This is a genomic window from Brevibacillus ruminantium, from assembly GCF_023746555.1.
GTDB classification, from domain to species: Bacteria; Bacillota; Bacilli; order Brevibacillales; family Brevibacillaceae; genus Brevibacillus; species Brevibacillus ruminantium.
This window is the reverse complement of record NZ_CP098755.1, coordinates 3,953,333-3,977,471: the sequence shown is the minus strand read 5'-3', so window position 1 is coordinate 3,977,471 and position 24,139 is coordinate 3,953,333. Positions and strand designations below refer to the sequence as shown.

Below are 24,139 nucleotides of genomic sequence, written 5' to 3'. Positions count from 1 at the left end.
TGAGAACGGGAACCTGTATTTATCACCAAGAATGGTACGGGGGACATGGTTGTGATAAGTATCGAGGAGTATGAGCGCCGCCGATCCGGGCCTGCCGTGCAAAAACAGCAGGACCGGGTTGGCTTCGTATCTATTCAACGAATGATTTGACCCTCGGAAATACCTTTAACGCCGTCTTGTAAAAGACATCCTCGTGAAACTCTGCAGGGATCAGCTCCTGCACGAACTGGATATACGGCTTCACGGGAGCAAGCGGCCAATCCGTACCAAACAAGAATTTGTCGTAGTGATCGCAATAGGCAAGCGCTTGGCGCAGATGGGCGAAAACGAGCGGGGAGTCCTTCATCCGCTGACAATTATCTGCGTCTCCTACGATCAAGCCGGAGAGGTCGGCAAACATATTGCGGTTTTTATACACCACCTCCGCCCCGTCCAGTACCCACGGATCGCCGAAATGGGCCATCATGAAGTTCACATCCCGATGTTTTACTGCCACTTCGTCCAGCGTAAGCGGATGGGAATACTTTAACAGCCCTCGCTCCGAATACGTATCACCGCTGTGGAAGACAACCGGAACCTGGTATGTGGCAGCCAGCTCATAGACCGGATCATAGACGCTGTCGTAGGCATAGAAGGGATAGTAGCCCAGATAGATTTTCAACCCGACGACGTTGGGCTTTTTCAGGTCTTCTTCCAATCTCGCCACCGCGGCTTGATCCAGCTTGTACGGATTGACTCCCAGACAATAGACGAGCTTCGGGGGAAGCCCATCTGTCAGATCCAGTCCCATCGGCGTGACAGCCTCCGCATCGGGAAAGCCGAACGGCTTGGTCTCGGTCAACCCCATGCCGATTCCCAGCACGACTCCATTTTCTGCATATTCCTCTAAGATACCAGTGACCGAGTAATCGACAAAAGACTTTTCCGCCGCTGTCCGCTTGAACTCCTCAATCCGGGATAAATGCATGTGCGCATCGATGATTTTCATTCGGAAACCCTCCCTTGATCGGCAAATCGTATGGCTCGCAACGCAGACAAGGCATCAGACGGAATCGTCTTGTCTGTAAAGAGGAAAAAAGCAGGCGGGAGAAAGGTGGCGGTATTGTCAGGCAGATTCAGTTCGCGCACGATGGAGGCGACAGCAACTTCCTTGTTGGAGTAGGCTTGCAGCTCGGCAGTATCCAGGTCCGTGACGATCTGCATCTGATTCTTCCGGTTGGCTGACCCTACTGTGTAATCCGAAGCCTCAAAGACGGACAACTCTCCCTGCGCCAGCTTGTAGATTCGCTCCTCGCCAGACATTCCAACGGTTTTCAGCCAAACCTTCTCGCCCGCATCCTCCGTTTGCAAAAAGATATCAGTCGACCAGCTTTTGTCGGCAAAATACGTTCCGGTATTCTGCTCAATCTCTACGGTGTGACAAAGAACAGGTACCCCCGGAAGCAACAAGTAATACTGATGACACGTCAGACCGCGATACTTCTCCTGCTTTTTAACCTGGTAGCTCAGCTTGATGCCCTGCCAGACATTTTGTCGGTTATCTGCCAGTTGGACAAAGGAGGCCGTCCGCTCTTCCTTGATCAGTGAAAACGCGCTCAGTTCAGCGACAAGGTTGCCAATCCCCCCTGTCCACGGATTCCACCAGGATTTGGGCTGCCGCACAGGAAAAGAGCTGGCCAGCCACTCCTGTCCATTGCTGGTGAGCGAGTAGAGCGACGGTGCAAAATCTGGAGCGGCTTTGATCCGCAAAAGGCCGTTGTCGGCGATAAAAACCTGCTGGCCTTGTTCCTCGATTTGTTCCATTGCAATCTGAGCTTGTCCGATCGGGAAAAGGGCGCTGCGCAAGTGCGTCTCATGTGTGGCAAAACGACCGTCTACCTGAACCAGATCATATGCTTGACGCGGGGTGACAAAGGAGAAGGTGGATGCTGTCTCTTCCTCGTCTTCTGCAAAGTGTCGGGTTTGACCTGCAGCAGCGTCGCTCTTCAGCGCCGCAGACAATTCTCCATCCAGATACTGCTGCTTGTGCTCTTTCACGTGCACGGCGATTTCCTGACTACCCACAAACGGGTTATTCCCGTTGGCGATCAGCTCCAGATGAGACGTCAGGGACAGGTCCGCTGGCAATGCTTCTTTTTTGGCAAACGCACGAAACTCCTTCCAGTTGGTAAAGCTTCCGTGGGTGAGGGTAACCGGACCAAACGTTTTTTTGCCGTGCGGGTCCAGCTTGCCGATACCTGCTTCCAGCGTGATATACCAGCCTTGAAAATCCAGGCGGTATTCTTCGGGCCAGCACATCCCCCAGGGAGCCGCTTCATCTCTGGAAAACAGCCAGTTTTCGCTGATCAGCTCAGCATCCCAGTAATCCATATCACTGCCGTACGAGGCTGGCGTTTCGACATAGCGGCCTTGATACGGCAGGATCGGGCGCTGAAATTCATGGGAATAGCCTTGGTTTAGCCAGAGCTCAGCGGTCATGTTGTCAGCCGAGAGGTTTTCCAGCTCCAGACTATGCTCCACCGTACCGTCTCCGAACAGCAGCGTCTGTCCAGTCAGCGCGATATGCGGGTACGTACTGGAGTGATAGGTGGCGCGAATCCCGATTGCTCCCTGTTCCCGAATAAATTCAACCCACTCGGCACGCTTTTTGGAAAATTCGCTGGAGTACGGTTTGCCGAGCTTGGGATATCTCAGAAAGGTGAGCTCGCCATCTGTCAGGCTGGCCACGATCAACTCGTTATCTTCCTTGTTCAAGCAGAGCCGGTATCGACCGTGATGAACCTGCCAGGCTTGCTCCGTTTCTCCCTCCAGCATGGCCCCCAGTCCGGTAAAGGCGGCACCGAGCTTTTTGACAAAGGAGACAGAGGAGCCGTCTTGCAGTTTGGCCTCTACCTGCACGTCTCCTCCATAAAACCCGTGCGCAAAGAGTTCGGCAGTGAGCGGAAGCGAGGTGCGTTCTTTGCCGGGCAGCTGCAAAATGTGAGGCTGCTCGCCTATGCGTAGAAATGAACACGAAGGGAGTGTAAATGAAAACTCGGCCTCTTCGGCAAAGTTGTTCTCTACATCCAGATAAAATCGCACTGTCTGTCCGGGATAGGAAAGGCCGGGCACATGCAGGGAAAAGGAAGCCGGAAATTTGGGGAGAATCCCCACCTGAAACAGAGCGCTCTTGCCGTTAATGAGGATGTGAGTGCTGACGCGAGGGTGCGTACGCCACACGCTCTGCTCTTCTGTAATCGGCTCGACAAAAAAGCGGGCGGACAGCGTCGTTTCTCCCGTAACCTCCAGCTCCTGCTGATAATCAAAACGGATCGTTTCGTTGGGCTCCCCCTTCAAGGAAAGCTGTAGCGGCTTGCCGGATTTGTTGACGACCCGGTAGTGAATCTGGTACTCCCGGCCAAAGACCAGCTCCAGCTTTTCTACCTCGGCAGACAGCAGATAGTCTTCGGTCTCGATCAGGCGCATGCCGCGGCCGAGCCGTTCAAACTCCACGCGCAAGCTCTTTTCCCCTTTTGCCCACGAATAGGTGAAGTAGTCAAAGCCATTCTCTTTCCGTCCGTCCGGCTCAACCACAATCTCTCGTGTGGAGTCCCGGTACCAGTCAAGCTCTTCAAAATAGTGGGCAATCGCCTCTGTACGCAAGACCGTGGGAATCATGTTCATCAAATGTGTGGTATCGTCCCGGTCCTCCCAGAAAAAGCCGAATTTCTTATACAGCGGTACAGCCTTGGTGTTTCCCGACCAGGTATAGAGATCGATACGCGGCCAGCCAAGCTGAATCGTTTGCTCCAGTACGCGGGCAAGCAGCATGCGGCCCACTTTTTTTCCATGATAAGCCGGTCGTACATTGAGCAGCGGGATGTAGAGAGCACCCGTGTCCTCTCGGTATTCTGCCAGGCTGCAGTAGCCCACAACTATATCACCGTCGATTGCCAGGTAGACAGCGAGCGCATCAGAGCTTGCTTCCTCCTGTCGGATCTGTTCGGCTGTTGTGATCGAATTTCCGCCTCCCCAGCTATCCCGGCTGTCGTTCCACATATCAGCAACTGCTGCGGCCAGTTCAGGGCGGTAGGGGACGATAGAGATGGTTTCCATCTTTGCTGCACCTCGATTCCTATGTCAAATTTTGTCTCTTACAAGAAAATACGTTTGAAAATCGGGTTTGGTTTCGAGAAGGCAGCTTTCTCTATCAGGAATGATCAGCATCCGCTTGACCCCCAAGGTTTATCATTATTTGACCAGAAGACTCCTACCTTCTATAAGTGGGAGATGAATGGTCGACTTCTTTGGAATTACATGGTAAACTAGACTAAGAACAAGTGTTCTTAAAGGGGGTGAAACTCCATGGAACAATACAAAGCGTTTCAATTCCGTCTATATCCAACACCAGAACAGGCCACGCTCATCAACAAAACGATTGGATGCTGCCGGTTTGTGTTCAATCATTTCCTCGACAAGTGGAATCAATCGTATCAGGAAACAGGGAAAGGACTAACGTATCGTCGTTGCTCCTCACAACTTCCTGCTCTCAAAACCATGTATGGATGGCTAAAAGAAGCAGATTCCATTGCCATTCAAACGACTGTAAAGAATTTGGGAGACAGCTTCGCGCGGTTTTTCAAGGGACAAAATGATCGGCCCAGATTCAAAAGTAAGAAGAATCTTGTGCAATCCTACACAACGAAGTACACCAATGGAAATATAGGAATGGTCGGTCATCATGTGAAACTTCCGAGACTGGGACTTGTGAAATGTGTCAAGTCAAGAGAAATAGAGGGACGGATCTTGTCTGCTACCATCAGACGCAAACCATCCGGGAAGTACTTTGTTTCCATTCTCTGTGAAGTGGCCATCAAACCATTCGAACAAGGAGAACAAACGGTAGGCGTTGATCTTGGGATCAAGGATTTTGCTACGCTTTCCACTGGAGAAAAAATAGCGAATCCAAAGAACGATCGAAAGTATGAGAAGCAACTAGCCAGATGGCAACGAATCCTTTCTCGTAGAAAGAAAGGAGGGAAAAACCGGGAAAAAGCACGGATCAAAGTTGCTCACTTACATGAAAAAATATCCAACACACGCAACGACTTTCTCCACAAGCTCTCTGCCAGACTGATTCGCGAAAACCAAGTGATCTGTATGGAGGACTTGCAGGTGGAAAACATGGCCAAAAATCACAAGCTGGCAAAATCAATCGCAGATGCCTCATGGGCTGCCTTTCGTACCATGGTTGAATACAAGGCGAAATGGTACGGTAGAATCATCAGCATCGTAGACAAACGGTTCCCATCCAGTCAGCTATGTTCCCATCCCTCTTGTGGATATCGACATAAAGAGGTAAAGAATCTCAATCTACGTGAATGGGAATGTCCATCGTGTGGAACCGTCCATGATCGCGATATTAATGCAAGTAAGAATATTGAGCAAGAAGGACTTCGATTGTTAGGGATCATCCTAACTTAACTGTGGGTCGCACAGGGATCGCTTGGTACATTTGGCTTCGGTAGAAGTCATTACCCAAGAATCCCCCACTTCAAGCGAACGCGAGTAAAAGCTAAGTGGTGGGAGCGTTCAAGAGCGAAGCCAAAGCGAAGGGGGCTCTGCCCATCGAGTTTGCGCTGCTGGGCTATGAACCAAAGGAGTGGACGCCGCTCGATTCCCTGACCATCGGCAAATACATGGCGTATGATCTGGGCGGGCATTGGGAAGGGCAAGCCTTTCGCTACTATCTCCTGAACCAGTTTCCGGAAGAGAAAGCCTATGATCTGTTCCCGCAGGATGAAAAAGGAGGTCCTTTGATCATCCCTCCACAAGGGGAAGGAAAGGTAGATGTCGAAAAAAGCCTGGCCAAAGCGATCATTCCCCCTGCGTTCAACGGGAGCAATAACTGGGTGGTAAGCGGAGACAAAAGCGCGTCGGGCAAACCGCTGTTGGCAGATGATCCCCATCTCTCCTTGGCTACGCCATCGATTTGGTACCAGACTCATTTGAACAGTCCATCGGTAAATGTGAGCGGCGTTATTTTTGCGGGAATTCCGGGCATTATCCTGGGGCATAACGAATCCATCGCCTGGGGCGTGACGAATACCGGACCCGATGTACAGGATTTGTATATCGAAAAAAGAAATCCGAACCAGCCCAATCAGTTTCTTTATATGGATAAATGGGAGGATGCTCAGATCATCGATGAACCGATACAAGTGAAAGGCAAGGAAACCATACCGTATCAAGTCACCGTAACAAGACACGGACCGATCATTTCCGAATTTGCCGAGGAAAGCGGCGAAGATACGGTCTTCTCGCTGAGGTGGACAGCGCTGGAGCCATCCAGAGAACTGGAGGCTGTGCTGCGTCTGAATATAGCGAAAAACTGGAACGAGTTTGAACAGGCTCTGGAAGACTTCCATACGCCTACGCAAAATTTTGTATTCGCCTCTCAGGATGGAACGATCGCCTACAAGGCGAACGGAAAGATACCAATCCCTAAAAAGGGCAACGGTCTGGTTCCTGTTCCAGGGTGGACAGACGAATACGAATGGACGGGATACATCCCGTTTGATCAGCTTCCCAAGATCGTCAATCCGAAGCAAGGATTCATCTCCAGTGCCAATTACAAAGTCACAGATGACAGCTACCCTTACCACATCAGCAATGTCTGGGCTCAGCCGTATCGGCAGATGAGAATCCAGGAAGTGCTCAAGGAAAAGGAGAAGCTGACCGTCGAAGACATGAAACAGCTGCAAATGGATCAGGTCAACCTGCAAGCCAAGGAGTTTGTGCCGATCTTTTTGGAGCAGATAAAACAAGAGGCGCTCACCGACACAGAAAAAGAAGTTCTCACCGCTCTGGAAAACTGGAATTTTGTCGATGACAAAGATTTGGCTGCGCCGCTCGTGTTTCACAGGTGGATGCAACAGGTAAGCAATGTCCTTTTCGAGGATCAGATACCGGACAGCATGAGAGCTTTGTTTGAGGGAAGGGGGCAAATCATCGACGATCTGATCCGCAGAGCCCACGCAAGCAAACCAGGGCCTTGGATGCAGGAAAAAGGCGGGCTGTCCAAAGTACTGCATGCCTCCCTCCAGAACGCCATCCTGGAGATCGAAACCGAGTGGGGGAAGAAGCCCCAGGACTGGAAATGGGGGGAGGCGCACCAAATGTCATTCCTTCATCCGCTATCCAGTGTGACAGGACTGAACTATCTCTTTAACTGGGCGAATCCGATCCCGGCAGGGGGAAGCGCCGTCACTGTACAGGCTGCAGGCTACAACAAAAGGACGGGCCTCATCAACCACGGAGCTTCCTGGCGATTTGTGGTCGATACCGGTGATCTGACGAAGGCGTATCATGTTGTCGGGCCCGGACAGTCGGGGCATGTGAAAAGCCCTTGGTACCGTGATCAGTTTCCTGCATGGGTGGAGGGGACCTACCATACGACGTCGATTGTTGACTCCCGGAATCATGGTCATATTTTGACGCTCGTACCGAAATAATGGCTTGGAAACCGATAGGAGAGGGGAATCGCCATGAAGTGGCCGAATGTCGGCTGTCAATGAAAAAATTTCACCAAAACGTTGTCAAGGAGGTTATCCAAAATGAGCTACAGTAAGAAAAAAAACGAAACCACTGATAAGAAAACGAAGAAACTGTCTGGCCCCGAACAAGTGGAAGCATACTTTGACAGCCTCGAACATCCCCAAAAAATGGAGATAGAGGAGGTTCGAAATATCATACTTGAGTCAAACGATGAAATAACCGAACACATCAAATGGAACGCACCAAGCTTCTGTTATCAGGATGAAGATCGGATAACCTTTAATCTCCGTGGCAAAGAATATTTCATGCTTGTTTTTCATTGCGGTGCCAAGGTGAAAAACAACGAAGGAAAAGACCCCATTTTTGAAGATACTACCGGGTTATTGAACTGGGTATCACGTGATAGAGCTACCGTAACATTCACGGATAGGAACGATGTAATTGCGAAAAAAGAAAAGCTGGCTGAAGTGGTCAAGAAATGGATTGAAGTAACGCGTTCTTATGAAAGTACCATTGAATAATCTTCTTCATGATGCCCGCAGCCGCAAGCGTGTCCGGTAAATTGCTTCACTGTTCCGGTAAAATAAAGATCTGTCTCTGGTTGATAATAGGCCAGGGCCCTGCTCTGACCCCAATCCCGTAATAAAAGAGTCCGGGCTTGATCCTCTCCATTTAAAAGATCCGTCCCCACTTTGGGATCAGCCACTTATTTGACAAGGGGCTTGCTCCATATTACAGTTGTTACAGCTATGGTGGGATATGCCGGGGGTGTTGACATGCAACTTCATGAATATATAGGCGTCATTGTGAAACGTACGGATTTGAAGCTGCACAACTATTACCAAAAGGTTGTGAACCCCTTCAAAATTACCATTGACCAATGGATGATTTTGGTGGTGCTTTGGGAGAGGGAAGGGATCACGCAAAATGAACTGGCCGAGCGGACGTATAAGGATAAAACCAATATCGCCCGCATGCTATTCACAATGGAGGAGAGAGGCTTCATCTACCGTGTGACGGACAAAAAGGACAGGCGTTCTTTGCAAGTATTTTTGACGGATCATGGAAAAAAGCTAAAAGATGAGGTTCTCCCCGTCTCGATCGAGGCGTACCGCCAAACGGTAAAGGGGCTGAGCGAAGAGGAGGTCAACCAGTTTCGTTACCTTCTCAACAAAATCTATGATAATGTCAAGGATCTATAAGGAGGGGCTTGCAGCCGCTCGATTTCTATGTATAATAGTTGCTGTAGCAACAGTTATCAAAGCAACTATTTATTGATGTAACTGAAACCGCAGTGCTCCAACGCGTAAGCCGTGGTCCACAGGAAAAAAGGAGGGATGATTTTGTATGGAACAACCAAAGAGTATTTGGGGATCAGATTTTCGCGGAGTGACGCTTGGCATTATTTTCGTCGTCACAGCTGTCGCTTTTGAAGGGTTGGCAGTGACAACAATTGCCCCCGGTCTTTCTCAAGAATTGCATGGTGGGCATTTATACGGCTGGGTATTCAGCGCGTATCTGCTGGCACAGCTCGTGGGGACCGTCATCACGGGGCAATGGGTGGATCGGATTGGCCCTGCGAAGCCATTTATCGTCAGTATTTCTGTTTTTGCGATCGGCATCCTGATCGCGGCGCTCGCTCCCGGCATGCTGGTCCTGATTTTGGGACGGATATTGCAGGGGTACGGTGCCGGAGCTTTGATCAACTGTGTTTATACGGCAATAACCATCCGTTTCGACGATTCGCTTCGCCCCCAGATTCTGGCCGTGTTTTCTAGTGCGTATATTCTTCCGGGCTTGGTCGGGCCCTATATTGCCGGGTTAATCGCCGAGCATCTATCCTGGCGATATGTATTCTGGTGCATCCTGCCGTTCATTTTTATGTCTGCCTTGCTTACCACTCCTGCTTTTCGCGGGCTTCGCGCCAGTCAGGGTTCGGACCCAAAAAAGGGGTTTCTGCCATCCTTGCTGTTAGCGGCCGGGACGGGAATTTTGATTACGGGGCTAGGAAAAATTCCATCCCTATATGGCTTTATTCTTTCTCTGGCAGGGTTGGTTCTGCTCGTGTTCCCTTTGAAAAAGCTGCTCCCTGAGGGAACTCTTTTGGCCCGGGAAGGGCTCCCTGCAACGATCGCATCTCGCGGTCTTTTCGTCGCCGCCTATTTTGGCACCCAGACCTATCTGGTTTTGGCTCTTACCGCGCTGACTGGCTTCTCGGCGGATACGGCTGGCTTTGCGGTTGCTTCGGCTGCAATCAGTTGGTCGCTGGCCGCCAACCTTCAGGCCCGGCTTGACAAAAAAGATCAGGGAACGGGCCGCCGCAAGCGCGTACTGCTGGGGCTCACCTGCATGCTGCTCGGTGTGTCGGCCACAGTCCCTCAGGGTTTTATCACCTCTGAGGGCTTCGCGTTCATCAATGCAATCGTAAGCCAAATCGTGATGGGGTTCGGTATTGGCCTAGCTCATCCGACCAGTGGGGCGATCGCCTTTTCCCACGTCCAGGACGGAGAGGGAGGGAAAGTCTCTTCCACGCTTACGGTTGCAGACACGTTTACACCTGCAGTTGGCATCGGAATCGGCGGGGCGATGATTGCCATGATGGAAACGTTAAAGCTTTCGCTTGGCCTCGGGATTTTTCTTGCGCTCGCTTTGCAAGCCTTGATCGTTGTGACCAGTTTGATCGCGGCGACACGCTTGCGAGGAAGGGAGAGTATCGTTCAGTCAGCGACAAAAGCCGAAAAATGGTGAACCGTTATTCCTCCGGCCACAGTCAACCGTTAGACTCGTATGATTAGCAGATACGATCAGGAAAAAGTCCGCAAACGGCAACGTCACAAAACAAAGCCTCTCATCGTTATATGTGCAAATGAAAAAGCTGGGAGAGGGATACGATGAAGGATTTGACATGTGTCGTAGTGGGTGGAGGACATGCGGGGATTTACGCCGCCCAGGCTATATCGCAAGAATCGCAAAAACATGGACGACGTATTCAGGTCACGCTGATCGATAAACAGCCCTATCATGTGCGCAAGGTTTTGCTGTTCAAACCGGCCGTCGAAGCCGAAGATATCACAGTACCCTGGGGCAGGATTCTGCCAGATGGCATTCGTTTTGTTCAAGGAATGGTACGGTCCGTGGAAAGCGGAGAAAAATTTCTCCTCTATGTAGATGAGGCAGGAGATGAATGCCGCATGGATTACGATATGCTGGTTGTCGCTGCAGGGAGTGTCGTCCGGCAGCCCCATCGCGATCAGGGCGGGATTGCGCTTACGGATAAGGAAGCCGCTGTGAGAATTCGAAAGCGGTGGAACAAAAACCTGCGAATCGCTGCCCGTGAGACGGATGCACAGGAGCGGGAGCGGCTGCTGACCGTCGCGGTAGTGGGGCGGGCATCAGCGGGATCGAGACCTCAGCAGAGCTTGCTTGCCAGATGCGGCAGCAAGCAGAAGCGCTGGGAATGAACGCGGATGCCGTTACGGTTTATCTGGTGAATGCACGTGAGCGGCTTTTCCAGGAAGGGCCAGCCAAAGTGGGACAAAAGCTTGAACAATTGCTTGCGGAAAACGGTGTAACCGTCCTTCATCAGCGAAAGGCGTTGCAGGAGCGTGACGGGCAGCTTTTTCTGGAGGACGGTGGGACATTGCCGGCGGGTTTATGCGTTTGGACCCTGGGATTGTCGGCAAATCCGATGTTGAGCCAGATGGGCTTGCCGCTTTCACCTGCAGGCCAGGTTCTGGTCGACTCCTGTTACCGGGTCAGCGGAATGGAGTTCGTATACAGCATCGGGGATTGTGCAAAAATCGTTGACCCATCCACCGGCAAAGCGGATCGGATGACCTGCAAGGAAGGAATCATGCAAGCCAAGAGACTGGGGAAAATCGTATTGGCTGATTGGGAGGGCAGAGTGGCCCCTGCCCATAAAGGCGTCATGGATTCCTTTTGCATCGGTTTAGGTCCGGAACAGGGCTTGGTATGGTCGCGAAAGTGGGGGCTTGATTTTATCATCACCGGGAAATTGGCATGGAATCTCAAAAAATACGTTTGGGATTCCGCCAGTCTGCTCCGATAGGGAGATTCACTCCTACGCAGAGAAGGAGAGGGTGTGATCCCGGCACACCCGGCGAACCGGCTGATGAGGTAAAGTGACAAAGTTACCAGATGGCTTCCTGTTCATCTTCTACACTGAACATAACGGCAGTTGATCTGCCCATCATTTTAGAAGGAGATGAAAAGAATGAAGCCCTACTACTCCCCTGCAAATCTGCAGCGGATTCCGGATTTGATGAAAATGAGCCCTGAAGCTGCGAAAGCCTATTTCCACTTTGAACGGCAGGTGTATGAAAAGGCAAATGTACTGCCGCAAAAAACCAAAGAGCTGCTCGCATTGACGGTTGCGCATGTCACAGGTTGCCCATATTGCATTGATGTTCACGTCAAAAAATTCAAAGCGCTGGGCGGCAGCATGGAAGAAATCGTAGAGGCTCTACTCGTAGCAGCCTCCACCCGTTCCGGCGCAATTCTCAGTCATGGATTGAATGCCCTGAACTCCTATGAAGAAGCAGCAGAATCCCCAGACGAACGAAAAACCGACGACGAGCCGAAATGTTTTTGCTGACCGCCCCGGAAAACACGCCAACGCAGGCGTGTTTTTTGCTCATGAATGAGACACGATCCGTAAAGGCTATCAGTGAAACGATATTGACATAAAATGAGAGTCCTGCTATATAGAAGATGGGATGGCACTCGGAGGCTTCGAGTGCTAACAGAGAAAGGTAGACAGCCGTCATCCAGCAGGATGGCGCAAACCATGCGGAAGGAGAGAATTATTGATGGAAAAGAAGCAGTTTCAGGCAGAATCCAAGCGGCTTTTGGAAATGATGATCAATTCCATTTATACGCAAAAGGAAATTTTTCTCCGTGAGCTGATCTCCAATGCCAGTGATGCGATTGATAAAATCTATTACAAGGCATTGACGGATGACAACCTGGTCTTTGACAAGGACAGCTACGCGATCAAAATCACGGCCGACCAGCAGAACAGAACGCTCACCATCAGCGATACCGGGATTGGGATGACGAAGGAAGAGCTGGAAAATCATCTGGGAGTGATCGCAAAAAGCGGATCGCTGGCTTTTAAAAAGGAGAACGAAACCAAAGACGATCATACCATCATCGGGCAATTCGGCGTCGGGTTTTATTCGGCGTTCATGGTGGCCGATGTCGTTACCGTGATCAGCAAGGCCTTGAACAGTGAGGGCGCGTACAAATGGGAGTCCTCCGGTGCGGACGGGTATACCATCGAGCCTTGTGAGAAAGATACGGTAGGCACGGACATCATCCTGAAGATCAAGGAAAATACGGAAGAGGAGAGCTTTGACGAATTTTTGGACGACTATCGCCTGCGTTCGATCATTAAAAAGTACTCCGATTTTATCCGCTATCCGATCAAAATGGATGATGAGCAGATCAACAGCATGGTTCCGATCTGGAAAAAGAACAAAAACGAGCTGACTCCCGAAGATTACGAGAATTTCTATACGGAAAAACATTACGGCTTCGACAAGCCGCTCAAGCACATCCATATCAGCGCGGATGGAGCTGTCAGCTATCAGGCCATTCTTTATATCCCGGAGAGCATTCCTTTCGACTATTACTCCCGGGAATATGAGAAAGGTTTGGAGCTGTATTCCAGCGGCGTATTGATCATGAATAAATGCGGAGAACTGCTCCCTGACTATTTCAGCTTTGTCAAAGGGATGGTAGATTCGGAGAGTCTCTCACTCAATATTTCCAGGGAGATGCTGCAGCACGACCGTCAGCTGAAGCTGATCGCGAAGAATATCGCCAGCAAAATCAAAAGCCAACTGAAAAGCATGCTGCAGCAGGAAAGAGAAAAGTACGAGCAGTTTTACAAATCCTTTGGACGACAGCTGAAATACGGGGTTTACAGCGATTTCGGGAGCCACAAGGATGCTCTCCAGGATTTGCTGATGTTCTACTCCTCCAAAGAGAAAAAGCTGGTTACGCTGGAGGAATATGTGGCGGGGATGCCGGAGGAGCAGAAGTACATCTACTACGCTTCCGGGGAATCGATTGAGAGAATTGAAAAGCTCCCGCAGACAGAGCTGGTCGCGGAAAAGGGCTATGAAATTCTGTACTTCACCGAAGATATCGACGAGTTTGCCATCAAAATGCTGCAAAGCTATAAAGAGAAGGAATTCAAATCGGTTTCAAGCAGTGATCTGGGCATCGAAGGGGAGGAAAACCAAAGCGATGCCGATGCCGAGAACAGCGAGCACCAGGAGCTGTTTGCCTACATGAGCAATCTGTTGGCGGGCAAGGTCACCAAGGTGAAGGCCTCCAAGAGATTGAAATCCCATCCCGTTTGCCTCTCGACCGAAGGGGAAGTCACGATAGAGATGGAAAAAATCCTCAGCGCCATGCCGAATAACCCCAATGTAAAGGCAAATAAGGTACTGGAGATCAATATCCAGCATGACGTGTTTCAGTCATTAAAGAATGCCTATGAGCATGATCAGGGAAAACTGGATTTGTATACGGCACTGCTCTACAATCAGGCGCTTTTGATCGAAGGACTGCCGCTGCAAGATCCGGTCGAATTTACCAACGACATTTGCAAAATTATGGTATGACGACAGCTTCCAGAATCGATCTTCCCCGCAATCGAATAAAACAGCGAAAACGCTTGGTCCGCCAAGCGTTTTTTTGTTGAACCAGTGTCTAAAGTCAGGGGGAGACGGGACGTCACGACACTCGAAAAAAATGATTTACAAATGAGATTTTCGGCCCTATAATCGAGAATGTAACTGATAATCATTATCATCTTTATATTGAGGTGTATCCTATGGTTTTAACGGATCTGCAAGAAGGAGAGCAAGTACGGATCACCCATACGAACTGCAAAAATGGACTTGTCCAGCGTCGGCTGTTAGATTTGGGGATTATGGAAGGCTCTCTTGTGAGGATAAAGCGTATTTTGCCGCTGGGAGGGCCGATTGCGATTGAGGCAAAAGGTCAACTGATCGGAATCCGCCGTGGCGATGCGAAGCTGATCCAGGTGGAATGCGTATGAGAACCATTGCACTGGCAGGTAACCCGAATACGGGGAAAACATCATTGTTCAACAGACTTACCGGCTCCTATGAATACGTAGGCAACTGGACTGGGGTTACTGTCGAAAAGAAAGTGGGCGTCTTAAAGAACCAGGCCGGAAATCTGGTGGACTTGCCAGGCGTCTATTCCCTCAATCCATTATCCAAAGACGAAGGGGTAGCAACGTATTCGCTCTTGCATGATGATATATCACTCATACTTAACATTGTCGATGCTTCTCAATTAGAGCGAAACCTGTATTTAAGTGTGCAGCTTTTGGAGTATGGAAAGCCGTTTGCCATTGCTTTAAACATGATCGATGTGGCGAGAGCAAGAGGGATTCAGATTGATCACCAACTTTTGGCCGAGCGTCTCGGCTGCCCGGTGGTTCCCATTGTCGCAAGAACAGGCACAGGATGCGACGAATTGGTAAATCGGCTTTCATCATCGCTGGATCAACCGGCGTCTCTTGTGATCGACTATGGACCCATCATAGAAGAAGCCATTCAGGAGCTAGCTGCTTTGTTTCCAGAAAATGAGCAGTTTCCGCCGAGCAGATGGTTGGCTGTTCAACTTTTGGAAGGAAATCAGATGGTACGTGAAATGTTTCTCCAGTATGTCCCCGAGTCGACAGTAACGGAACAGGTGGAAAAAGCGGAAAGAAGAATCGAATTAGAAACAGATTCCAAATCACTCGCTCACCATATTCGCACGATACGGGGCGAATACATTCAGTCGCTCTTGGCCAGTTGTGTCGTCGACACGAAAAAAATGGAGTACACGCTCACAGACCGGATCGATAGTATCGTGACGAATAAAGTGCTGGGACTCCCGCTGTTTCTCTTATTCGCGTATCTCATCTTCAAGCTGACCTTTGATTGGCTTGGAACCCCATTGTCCGATGGGTTGGACGAATTTATTACCGGTCCGCTTACCGCTACCCTTCAGGGATGGCTGGATGCAGCAGGTGTGACTCCATTTATTGAGGCATTGGTTTTACAAGGGATTGTCGCAGGGGTTGGCGGCGTTATCGTTTTTGTGCCGCAAATTTTTATCTTGTTCTTTTTGATCTCGTTTATCGAGGATTCTGGCTATATGGCCCGGGTGGCTATGGTCATGGACAAAATCATGGAGAGCATCGGACTTAACGGAAAAGCGTTTATTCCCATGATTATCGGGTTTGGCTGCAATGTGCCCGGCATTATGGCGGCAAGAACGATTGAGCAGCCCAAGGAGCGGCTTCTCACGATTATTTTATCGCCGCTTATGTCCTGTTCAGCCCGGCTCACCGTATACAGCTTGTTTGTGGGAGCGTTTTTTAAACAAAATCAGGCATTGATCGTGCTCTCTCTCTATCTGTTAGGGATTGTGGTTGCGTTGACACTGGCGAAGGTCTTTTCCTCGACTCTCTTAAAACAAGACAGTTCGTTTTTTGTCATTGAGTTGCCGCCTTACCGAATTCCACAGCTCAAGACACTTTTGCAAAGCACGTGGGAAAAAGGGAAAGGGTTTGTGCGCAAAGCCGGTACGTTTATTTTCGGAGGATCGGTCGTGATCTGGCTGCTTACCTATGCGGGACCAGGCGGATTGGATGTACCGATGGATGAAAGCTTCCTCGCGATGATTGGCGGCACGCTGGCGCCTCTTCTGGCACCGATCGGATTTGGCAACTGGCAAGCGGGTGCGGCGCTGATTACCGGTTTCCTGGCAAAAGAAGTCGTGGTTTCCACGATGAATATTATTTACGTTGCCCCTGACTTGGACACGTTGCAAGGGGTTGTCGCCAATTTCTTCTCACCGCTTTCCGCCTACAGCTTCTTGGTCTTTATCTTGCTGTATGTTCCATGCTTGGCAACGGTGGCTGCAATCAAAAAAGAAACGAATTCCGCAAAATGGACATGGTTCTCCGTGATTTATGCGCTTGTGATTGCTTATGTCCTTTCATTTCTCATTTATCAAGGTGGCCGCCTTATCGGATTCCACTAATAACAGAAGGAAGGAATCGAACATGTTCATCAGCATTTTGATCGGTGTTCTGATTTTTGCCTACGCGGCTTTTACGCTTTTCCGTTTTGTCAAAAGAAGCAAAATGGGAAAATGTGCAGGTTGCTCTCTCAACAAGAGTTGTTCGTCCTCCTGTTCAGAGCCTTTCCCACGGCCATAGCACGCATGGTCATTCATTTGCCCGCATGGGGTTTGGTGGTGTGTGGTTTGAACCCCGTTGAATGAAGCAGGCACGAACGCTCATAAAATTCTGCTGGTCTATTGACAGTACCGTTCAGATGCCCTATAATACCCAGTAATTTCACATTTCAACTGTACCGATTAGAAATAGTAGAAATGACATGAGCTTTCAGAGAGCCGTTGGTTGGTGGAAAACGGCAGCATCATTCATTTTGAACTCGTCTATGAACTGCTGCCTGACAATGTAGGGTAAGCCGGAATTCCACCGTTACAAGGATAGATGGTGATGGCCATCGAATGAGCTCATTTCTGTTGAAATGAAGTAGAGTGGTACCGCGGGGTTAACCTCGTCTCTATACGTAGAGACGGGGTTTTTTTGTTGGCTAAAGTCCGGGTTTAGCCACCCCCGCTTGATATATAGAGAAACTGAAGTTTACTGAGGAGGAAGAGAGATGAACCGCAACATTATCGTATTGGACACAACGCTGCGTGACGGAGAACAGGTGCCGGGAGCCAAGCTGAATGTTCAGCAAAAAGTAGAATTCGCTCAGCAGCTGAAGCGCCTGCAGGTAGATATGATCGAAGCCGGTTTTCCCGCCTCGTCTGAAGGCGATTTTCAAGCTGTCCAGGAAATTGCCCGCAGTGTAGGGGACTCCGTGTCCATCACTGCGCTGGCGAGGGCGGTGAAAAGCGATATCGACGCCGTATACCATAGCATCAAGCTCGCGCAAAATCCGTTTATCCATATCGTGCTGGGAACCTCGAACATCCACGTGGAAAAGAAATTCAGCCGCTCCAAGGACGCGGTCCTGGAAATGGGCGTGGAAGCAGTCAAGTATGCCAAAACCTTGCTGCCGCAGGTGCAGTACTCGACCGAAGACGCTTCGCGATCTGATTTTGAATACCTGTGGAAAACCATTGAGGCCGTGGTCAAAGCCGGGGCTACCATCATTAATGTGCCGGATACGGTTGGGTATGCCGTTCCCGAGGAGTTTGGCGAGCTGATCCGCAAGCTGAATGAACGCCTGAAAAATTTGGACGACCGCGTGATTCTCAGCGTTCACTGCCACAATGACCTCGGGCTGGCAACGGCCAATACCCTGAGTGCCATTAAAAATGGTGCGGAAAAAGTGGAGTGCACGATTAATGGTCTGGGCGAACGGGCAGGCAACACGTCGTTGGAAGAAGTGGTGATGGCACTCAAAGTGAGAGAGAATTTTTACGGCTGCCAGACCCAAATCAAAACGACGGAACTGCTCAAAACCTCCAAACTGCTTACCTATCTGACGGGATTGGATGTGCAGGTAAACAAGGCCATTACGGGAGATAATGCCTTTGCCCATTCCTCCGGCATCCATCAGGACGGTCTCTTGAAGGATAAACAGGTGTATGAAATCATGTCGCCGGAAGAAGTCGGCGGAGAAAGCATGGAGCTGATCCTGACGGCTCGTTCCGGTCGTCACGCCTTCAAGAATGCGGTCGAGAAAATGGGCTTTGCGATCGGCGATACAGAAGATTTTGAGCGCCTGTTCCAGAAATTCCTTACCCTGGCTGACAGCAAAAAAGAAGTATATGATCACGATGTCTTTTACCTGGTGACCAATCATCGCGCCCATGATACGAGCAGCAGCCATCTGTATGAGCTGGCCTCTTTCCAGGTGGTGACCAATGATCTCTATCCCACTGCCACAGTCAAATTGAAGAAGGGCACGGAAATCTATAAAGACAGCTCCGTAGGCGACGGCCCCATTGATGCCCTGTATGGCGCGATCAAATCACTGGTCGGGCTGGATGTACAGTTGAAGGATTACAAAATCAACAGTCTGTCACGGGGCAAAGAAGCGATCGGCCGTGTCAATATCCGCATCGATTATCAAGGCAAGACCTACTCGGGCCGGGCGATGGATACGGATATTATCAAAGCGAGTGCACTTGCCTTCTTGAATGCAATCAATGCTGCGATACTGGAAGCTTCCATCGACAGCCCTGTTCCGGCAGAGTCGACTCCGTGAAGGAAAGAATCGTCTGAGCAACTCCTGATTGTAAAAGAACGATCAGGTATCCATGGCTATTACCGCGATGAAAACCCTTGGGAATTCAAGGGTTTTTCTTACTCTTTTCTTCTCCCCGTCGATATCCCCGGTTGAAATAAAATTGTCAAATTATTCTTGGAAAGGATATGATAGAATATAGTTCAGAAGCCTCTTTCATTTTGGGGGAAAGGAACTTTTGATCCACTGATTCCTCAAGCTCGGTAGGGTGCTTGGACGTGAGGTGGACGAGTGCTGTACCGCGACCAATGTACCGCGACCAAACCAGTTCATTCTGGTCTTTTTTTGTGCCTGGAAGAGAAAGAAGTAGAGATCCGTCCAATGTCAACAAAGAGAATCAACCTCATGATGATGATAAATGCGGTTTGGGGGAATTGGCATGTTTCGCTTGTTTCACGGAAAGAGAAATGCAGAGGCGATCGATCTTCACGCGTTGCGGGATTTTGTTGGTACGATTTCTGTCCAGGATTTTCCGGAGCTTTCCGCTCAGATGAAAATGATTGATTTGACCAAAGAGGATGTAGCCCTGATACGCTCGTTGAAGCCACTGGTCGAAGCGCATAGCGAGCAGCTTGTTGCTTCCTTTTATCAGGCGGTTTTGCAAGTGCCGCATCTAAAAGATATGATTGAGCGATTCAGTACCGTCGACCAATTGAGAAAAACCCTGCAAAGGCATTTGGTCGAGATGTTTGACGGTCAGATCGATGAAAGCTGGGTTCGGAAACGGTTGATGGTCGCTCGTATGCATGTCAGAATCGGTCTGGAGCCGAAATGGTACATAGCCGCTTTCCAAAATGTGCAGCATACGCTGCTGAGCCTGATGGAACAGCATTTGGCTACCAAAGAGGAGAGCATGAAAGTGGGCAAAGCGATTGCCAAAATGCTGAACCTGGAACAACAGCTTGTGCTGGAAGAGTATGAAAAGGAAAATACTCGCCAAACGGAGCAGCAGTACCAGCGGGTCAAGGATGAGGTGCGAGCCAAAATCTCTGATGTCAGTGCTGAGCTTGCGGCCTTGACCGAAGAGACCAGTGCTTCGATCCATCAGGTGGTGGCCAGCTCTGTAGAGGTAAACAAGTCGATTGAATTCAGCTTGGAAAAAGCGCGACACACCGAGCTGAACGCCAGCCAGGGGAAGGAGACAGTCGAGGAGCTGACGTGGCAAATCTCTCAAATTCACCGCAGTACCTCGGAGATTCACGTCGTAATCGACCAGTTAAACCAGTCTTCCCATGAAATTCAGCAGATCGTGGCACTGGTTCAGCAAATCGCGGACCGAACCAATCTGCTGGCCCTCAATGCGGCGATTGAAGCGGCGCGAGCGGGTGAGCAGGGACGCGGCTTCGCAGTCGTAGCGGCGGAAGTGCGCAAGCTGGCCGAGCAGTCCAGGCAATCCGTCGACCAAATTCGCGGACTGATTGTAAAATCGACGGAGCTGACCGCCATGGTCGTCCATTCGATTATCCAAGTGCAACAACTGGTAGAATCAGGGGAAAAGCGGTCCGTGCAAACCGGTGCCAAGTTTCATGAGATCGTGGAATCGATGGAAGGCAGCCTCAATCAGATCGTTTTCGTAGAAAGAGATATGAAAGCGCTTGTACAGGCGATTGAGAATATTGGCAGCGCCATGCATCGTGTTGCGACAACAGCGGAAGTCCTCAATCAAACAGCGATTGATCTGTGAAATGTTGCATGAAGAACGTCTTCGCCTGAAAACAGGAGGAGGCGTTTTTTGTTTACCTTGTGTATCGTCTTCTTATTGAATGCTGTATGAACAGGCCTAAAACTTTTTTATCTCAAAATGGGGTTATTGGGAATATTTGGGTGTTGTTGAGAATCCCTGTTTGGTAAAACGAGAAAAAAATGGTATTATACTGCCTACTGCGAATATTCCAAGAAAGTGCGGTGAGCGCCATGTTTCGAAGCTTTTTTACGTTTGGGGAATGGACGGCAAAGCAGACAATCCGCTGGCTGTTTCTCATCGGCATCCTGCCGATTTTTTGGTATACGATCGAGGTTGTCCAGCTTACTTCGCTCATGTTTTCCTACACGTCAGAAACCTTTACAGGCACCCAGTACATGCCGATGAGGACGGAAAATTACTTCCTGGGAATTCTGATCGGGGCTCTGTTTTACGTCGTGGCCGTATTTTTCTGGAAGCTGATTTGCGAACTGCTGCTCTTTATCTTTCGAAGCCTGGAGGTATTTATCCAGAAAAGTGAGCAACGGGATTAGGAGAGGTGAGGACGGACTGCAAAAAGGGGGAGAAACGGATGAGGAAAAAGCTGATTATCGCCCTTTGGGCCATTGCCGTACTCATGATGTTCACATTTGGCTGGGGCAAAGAAAGGCCGAAGGTAACGATTCAGGTCCTCCTCAGCACCCCAACCCAATCAGAGCTTGCGGCTGTCAAAGCGCAAGCTGCGGAGCAGAGAGACTTTCGAAAGCTGGAGGTCAACTTGCGCCTGGACGATTCCAAAAGCGCCGTGGACAGAAAGCTGGAGATTCCCGATTTGTCTGCGATCGTCAACCGATATGATCAAACGAGGGTCATTGCCGGCAGTGCTTTTCAGCAAAATAATATCGGCAGCGAGGCATATGCCATCCACGAGCAATCAGTCATTTTTGATGCCACGGGACTGGATCAGGAATCAATCCGCAGCATCTTTCGGTCTTCCTATGTCACGGTTAGCTGGAGTTCGAAAGAGGGGCAGAGGTCGGTTTCGGAGGCTTCCATCGGCAACCTGATGACGGTTCAGAAAGAGTGAGGAGGCTGCCATGACAGATTGTACAGGACCGACCGAAAGACGTTCCGGGGCATTTGATTTCGATGCGCTTGAACAACGGCTAAAAAAGGAAAAGATTGATACCTGTCTGATCGCCCGGGGACAGACGCCCGTTTTCCAGTACTACAAGAACAAAAAGATGATCGAAAAGCAGCATAAGATCAATTCGGTTTCCAAAAGTGTTCTCTCCATGCTGGTGAGCATTGCGATCGGTCGCGGGGAGCTTGCGGGGATCGATGTCCCGATCTCTGTGTACTTTCCAAAGTGGGGGGAGCGGCTGCAAGGAATCACGCTGGAGCATCTTCTTACGATGACACCCGGCTTTGACTGGCCGGAGTTCGGCGCGTGGGGAGGGCGTCCCTTTCCGATGATCAACAGCAAGGATTGGGTTCGTTTTGTGCTTGAGCGGGAGCGGGTGGAACCTCCTGGCACACAAATGTATTACAGTTCCGGCTGTTCCCATCTGCTGAGTGCGATCATGCAGAATGCCACGGGCAAAAATCTCGCGAGTTACGCGGCGCAGCACTTGTTTTGCCCGCTGGGGATCGAGGAGTTTACCTGGCACGCTGACGCCAAAGGCATCGTCATCGGCGGTTTTGGTCTGTCGCTCAAAGCCCAGGACATGCTGAAGCTTGGCCTGCTTATGAAGCAAAACGGCGTGTGGAAGGAGAGGCAGATTCTGCCGGCAGGATGGGTCAGCGCATCCACCGCTCCGCGCTATCTTACCTATAAGCAGATCGGAGCCTACGGATATCATTGGTGGATGCTGACGGATGAAAACAAGACGTTGCAGCACCCCTTCACCTACTTTGCGCTGGGGTATGGCGGACAATTTATCATCGTGGTACCGGAGGAAGGTTGGGTGGCGACATTCACCAGTCAGCTTTACGACCAGCCATTGCGGCCTTTGCAGCTCTTTCGGCAATTCCTACATTCATGAAATGTGGTTCGACTAGAATCGCTCGCGTGTTAGACGAAATCTTGGGCCAGGGAGAAGAGGTGATTCTGATCGTCGGACACGCGGCGCTGATGATGTATATGCGCAAAGAACTATTAAGGCGGGGATTCCTGGGACCAAAGCTGAATCCGCCAGCCCATGGGCGGCTTTATGTTTTCGAAAGGGAAAGTGTGTGGCAAGAAAGAAAAGGAGAAGAGAACCATGTATCAAACGATTGACAGTATAAGAGTCTGGGGAACGCCGCTGGAAAATGCCGTATCCCAGGCGGTAACCTGCTCACGGCACGGCAATGTCGTCCAGGTTTTGCTGATGGCCGATCATCATAAAGGATACTCTCAGCCCGTGGGAGGAGTGGTTGTCTACGACGGACAAATCTCTCCCTCCGGTGTCGGGTATGACATCGCCTGCGGCAACAAAGCAGTGCGGACCAATCTCCATTACGATGAGATTAAGGACAAAATCTCTGCGATCATGGATCAGATTGCGAAGCAGATTTCCTTTGGCATCGGTCGGGTTAACAAAGAGAGGGTAGAGCATGAATTGTTTGAGGACGACGCGTGGTATATCTATCAGCAGTTTGGCAAACACGAGCATGACTCCTTGAAAGCTCTGGCAAAAAGCCAGCTGGGTACTGTGGGCAGCGGCAATCATTTCGTCGATCTTTTTGTGGAAGAAACGACAGGAATGGTATGGGTGGCCAATCATTTTGGCAGCCGAGGCTTCGGACACAAGACGGCCAGCGGCTTTCTGAATCTGGCCAGTGGCCGGAAATTTTCCGACAAAGCGCCTGGGGAGAGTATGGACCAGCCGCCGAGCTTGTTCGATCTGAACAGCGAGCTGGGCGAGATGTATTTCGATGCAATGACGCTGGCTGGCAAATACGCCTATGCTGGCCGCGACTTTGTGATTAAACAGGTGCTGGACATACTCGGCGCCGAGGCTACCTTCGAGGTCCACAACCATCATAATTTCGCCTGGAAGGAAGAGCATCAGGGGAAAGAGTATGTCGTTGTCAGAAAAGGAGCTACACCTTCGGCACCGGGACAGCTCGGCTTTATTGGCGGGAGCATGGGGGATCGGTCTGTGATCGTGAAAGGCGTGGACTCGCAGGAAAACAAAGACGCTTTCTACAGCACGGTACACGGCGCTGGCCGCATCATGAGCCGGACGGAAGCAGCCGGACGGATGAACTGGAAGACGCGGAAGCGCAGTGGCGGCAAGATCACCAAAGAGCAAATGAAGCAGGCCATCCGTGAATTTGGCGTCGAGCTGCGCGGAGCCGGCACAGATGAAAGTCCCTTTGTTTACAAAAAGCTGTCTGAAGTGCTGAAAGCGCATGAGAATACGCTGGAGATTCTTCATGTCTTGAAACCGATCGGCGTCTGTATGGCGGGGGAAAATGAATTTGATCCTTACAAGGATTAGGGAAAAGCGAGTGTTTCACTCATAGAAAAGGGCGCTGAGTCTTTCCGCAAGATACAGTGCGGGGAGACTTTTGCGCCGCTCTCTTA

The 24,139-nt window shown here is 50.3% G+C and carries 18 protein-coding genes, 2 pseudogenes and 1 other annotated feature; of the genes and pseudogenes, 18 read left to right on the top strand and 2 right to left on the bottom strand.

Annotated features, from left to right (window positions below; all coding sequences use genetic code 11):
* The first annotated feature begins 21 nt into the window (after window positions 1-21).
* Window positions 22-150, top strand: a complete 129-nt coding sequence (locus tag NDK47_RS27855) for a hypothetical protein (RefSeq protein ID WP_407653456.1) — start codon at window positions 22-24, stop codon at window positions 148-150.
* Here NDK47_RS27855 and NDK47_RS19700 read toward each other — a convergent pair.
* Window positions 131-988, bottom strand: coding sequence for an amidohydrolase family protein (locus tag NDK47_RS19700; protein WP_251871476.1), 858 nt, complete (start codon window positions 986-988; stop codon window positions 131-133). The genes NDK47_RS27855 and NDK47_RS19700 overlap by 20 nt on opposite strands.
* Window positions 985-4,095, bottom strand: coding sequence for a GNAT family N-acetyltransferase (locus NDK47_RS19695; protein WP_251871475.1), 3,111 nt, complete (start codon window positions 4,093-4,095; stop codon window positions 985-987). The genes NDK47_RS19700 and NDK47_RS19695 overlap by 4 nt, the downstream gene beginning before the upstream one ends.
* A 249-nt stretch (window positions 4,096-4,344) precedes the next feature.
* Here NDK47_RS19695 and tnpB point away from each other — a divergent pair, with 249 nt between their 5' ends.
* The 17 genes and pseudogenes from tnpB to NDK47_RS19610 all read left to right on the top strand — a co-directional run bounded on the left by tnpB (window position 4,345) and on the right by NDK47_RS19610 (window position 24,053).
* Window positions 4,345-5,463, top strand: a complete 1,119-nt coding sequence (gene tnpB / locus NDK47_RS19690) for an IS200/IS605 family element RNA-guided endonuclease TnpB (RefSeq protein WP_251871474.1) — start codon at window positions 4,345-4,347, stop codon at window positions 5,461-5,463.
* 98 nt (window positions 5,464-5,561) lie between these two features.
* A pseudogene (locus NDK47_RS19685) lies at window positions 5,562-7,493 on the top strand (penicillin acylase family protein); the annotation flags it as partial.
* Window positions 7,494-7,595: 102 nt separating this feature from the next.
* On the top strand, window positions 7,596-8,057 hold the full coding sequence (locus NDK47_RS19680; RefSeq protein WP_251871473.1) for a DUF1801 domain-containing protein: 462 nt from the start codon (window positions 7,596-7,598) through the stop codon (window positions 8,055-8,057).
* Between the two features lie 255 nt (window positions 8,058-8,312).
* Window positions 8,313-8,738 carry a MarR family winged helix-turn-helix transcriptional regulator gene (locus NDK47_RS19675; RefSeq protein ID WP_251871472.1) on the top strand — a complete coding sequence of 142 codons (426 nt, stop codon included), beginning with the start codon at window positions 8,313-8,315 and terminating at the stop codon, window positions 8,736-8,738.
* A gap of 145 nt (window positions 8,739-8,883) precedes the next feature.
* Window positions 8,884-10,284, top strand: coding sequence for an MFS transporter (locus tag NDK47_RS19670; protein WP_251871471.1), 1,401 nt, complete (start codon window positions 8,884-8,886; stop codon window positions 10,282-10,284).
* Window positions 10,285-10,427: 143 nt separating this feature from the next.
* A pseudogene (locus NDK47_RS27850) lies at window positions 10,428-11,605 on the top strand (NAD(P)/FAD-dependent oxidoreductase).
* Between the two features lie 165 nt (window positions 11,606-11,770).
* Window positions 11,771-12,151 (top strand): carboxymuconolactone decarboxylase family protein, encoded by a 381-nt coding sequence (locus NDK47_RS19660; protein ID WP_251871470.1) that lies wholly within the window; start codon window positions 11,771-11,773, stop codon window positions 12,149-12,151.
* 214 nt (window positions 12,152-12,365) lie between these two features.
* Window positions 12,366-14,189, top strand: coding sequence for a molecular chaperone HtpG (htpG, locus tag NDK47_RS19655; protein WP_251871469.1), 1,824 nt, complete (start codon window positions 12,366-12,368; stop codon window positions 14,187-14,189).
* Between the two features lie 212 nt (window positions 14,190-14,401).
* Complete coding sequence (locus NDK47_RS19650; protein ID WP_251871468.1) at window positions 14,402-14,629, top strand: FeoA family protein; 228 nt, start codon at window positions 14,402-14,404, stop codon at window positions 14,627-14,629.
* Window positions 14,626-16,635: a ferrous iron transport protein B gene (feoB, locus tag NDK47_RS19645; protein ID WP_251871467.1), complete on the top strand. Its 2,010-nt coding sequence runs from the start codon at window positions 14,626-14,628 to the stop codon at window positions 16,633-16,635. The genes NDK47_RS19650 and feoB overlap by 4 nt, the downstream gene beginning before the upstream one ends.
* Complete coding sequence (locus NDK47_RS19640) at window positions 16,583-16,813, top strand: FeoB-associated Cys-rich membrane protein (RefSeq protein ID WP_407653320.1); 231 nt, start codon at window positions 16,583-16,585, stop codon at window positions 16,811-16,813. Before feoB ends, NDK47_RS19640 begins: the two co-directional genes overlap by 53 nt.
* Before the next feature lie 148 nt (window positions 16,814-16,961).
* Window positions 16,962-17,191, top strand: a binding site (T-box leader).
* Between the two features lie 94 nt (window positions 17,192-17,285).
* Entirely contained in the window at window positions 17,286-18,845 is a 1,560-nt protein-coding gene (locus NDK47_RS19635) for a 2-isopropylmalate synthase (protein WP_251871465.1), read from the top strand.
* A gap of 418 nt (window positions 18,846-19,263) precedes the next feature.
* Window positions 19,264-20,568, top strand: coding sequence for a globin-coupled sensor protein (locus NDK47_RS19630; protein WP_251871464.1), 1,305 nt, complete (start codon window positions 19,264-19,266; stop codon window positions 20,566-20,568).
* Window positions 20,569-20,798: 230 nt separating this feature from the next.
* Window positions 20,799-21,119 (top strand): hypothetical protein, encoded by a 321-nt coding sequence (locus NDK47_RS19625; protein WP_251871463.1) that lies wholly within the window; start codon window positions 20,799-20,801, stop codon window positions 21,117-21,119.
* Window positions 21,120-21,157: 38 nt separating this feature from the next.
* Window positions 21,158-21,652, top strand: coding sequence for a hypothetical protein (locus tag NDK47_RS19620; protein WP_251871462.1), 495 nt, complete (start codon window positions 21,158-21,160; stop codon window positions 21,650-21,652).
* A 10-nt stretch (window positions 21,653-21,662) separates the two neighbouring features.
* Window positions 21,663-22,610: a serine hydrolase domain-containing protein gene (locus NDK47_RS19615; protein ID WP_251871461.1), complete on the top strand. Its 948-nt coding sequence runs from the start codon at window positions 21,663-21,665 to the stop codon at window positions 22,608-22,610.
* A 219-nt stretch (window positions 22,611-22,829) separates the two neighbouring features.
* Window positions 22,830-24,053 (top strand): RtcB family protein, encoded by a 1,224-nt coding sequence (locus NDK47_RS19610; RefSeq protein WP_251871460.1) that lies wholly within the window; start codon window positions 22,830-22,832, stop codon window positions 24,051-24,053.
* Window positions 24,054-24,139: the final 86 nt, after the last annotated feature.

What these genes read in the sequence shown, in the direction of transcription:
- NDK47_RS19630 (WP_251871464.1), top strand. Translation starts at nt 19,264, where the DNA reads ATGTTTCGCTTGTTTCACGGAAAGAGAAATGCAGAGGCGATCGATCTT.
- htpG (WP_251871469.1), top strand. Translation starts at nt 12,366, where the DNA reads ATGGAAAAGAAGCAGTTTCAGGCAGAATCCAAGCGGCTTTTGGAAATG.
- NDK47_RS19675 (WP_251871472.1), top strand. Translation starts at nt 8,313, where the DNA reads ATGCAACTTCATGAATATATAGGCGTCATTGTGAAACGTACGGATTTG.
- NDK47_RS19640 (WP_407653320.1), top strand. Translation starts at nt 16,583, where the DNA reads ATGTCCTTTCATTTCTCATTTATCAAGGTGGCCGCCTTATCGGATTCC.
- NDK47_RS19670 (WP_251871471.1), top strand. Translation starts at nt 8,884, where the DNA reads ATGGAACAACCAAAGAGTATTTGGGGATCAGATTTTCGCGGAGTGACG.
- NDK47_RS19615 (WP_251871461.1), top strand. Translation starts at nt 21,663, where the DNA reads ATGACAGATTGTACAGGACCGACCGAAAGACGTTCCGGGGCATTTGAT.
- NDK47_RS19635 (WP_251871465.1), top strand. Translation starts at nt 17,286, where the DNA reads ATGAACCGCAACATTATCGTATTGGACACAACGCTGCGTGACGGAGAA.
- feoB (WP_251871467.1), top strand. Translation starts at nt 14,626, where the DNA reads ATGAGAACCATTGCACTGGCAGGTAACCCGAATACGGGGAAAACATCA.
- tnpB (WP_251871474.1), top strand. Translation starts at nt 4,345, where the DNA reads ATGGAACAATACAAAGCGTTTCAATTCCGTCTATATCCAACACCAGAA.
- NDK47_RS19660 (WP_251871470.1), top strand. Translation starts at nt 11,771, where the DNA reads ATGAAGCCCTACTACTCCCCTGCAAATCTGCAGCGGATTCCGGATTTG.
- NDK47_RS19695 (WP_251871475.1), bottom strand. Translation starts at nt 4,095, where the DNA reads ATGGAAACCATCTCTATCGTCCCCTACCGCCCTGAACTGGCCGCAGCA.
- NDK47_RS19625 (WP_251871463.1), top strand. Translation starts at nt 20,799, where the DNA reads ATGTTTCGAAGCTTTTTTACGTTTGGGGAATGGACGGCAAAGCAGACA.
- NDK47_RS19610 (WP_251871460.1), top strand. Translation starts at nt 22,830, where the DNA reads ATGTATCAAACGATTGACAGTATAAGAGTCTGGGGAACGCCGCTGGAA.
- NDK47_RS19680 (WP_251871473.1), top strand. Translation starts at nt 7,596, where the DNA reads ATGAGCTACAGTAAGAAAAAAAACGAAACCACTGATAAGAAAACGAAG.
- NDK47_RS19700 (WP_251871476.1), bottom strand. Translation starts at nt 988, where the DNA reads ATGAAAATCATCGATGCGCACATGCATTTATCCCGGATTGAGGAGTTC.
- NDK47_RS19650 (WP_251871468.1), top strand. Translation starts at nt 14,402, where the DNA reads ATGGTTTTAACGGATCTGCAAGAAGGAGAGCAAGTACGGATCACCCAT.
- NDK47_RS19620 (WP_251871462.1), top strand. Translation starts at nt 21,158, where the DNA reads ATGAGGAAAAAGCTGATTATCGCCCTTTGGGCCATTGCCGTACTCATG.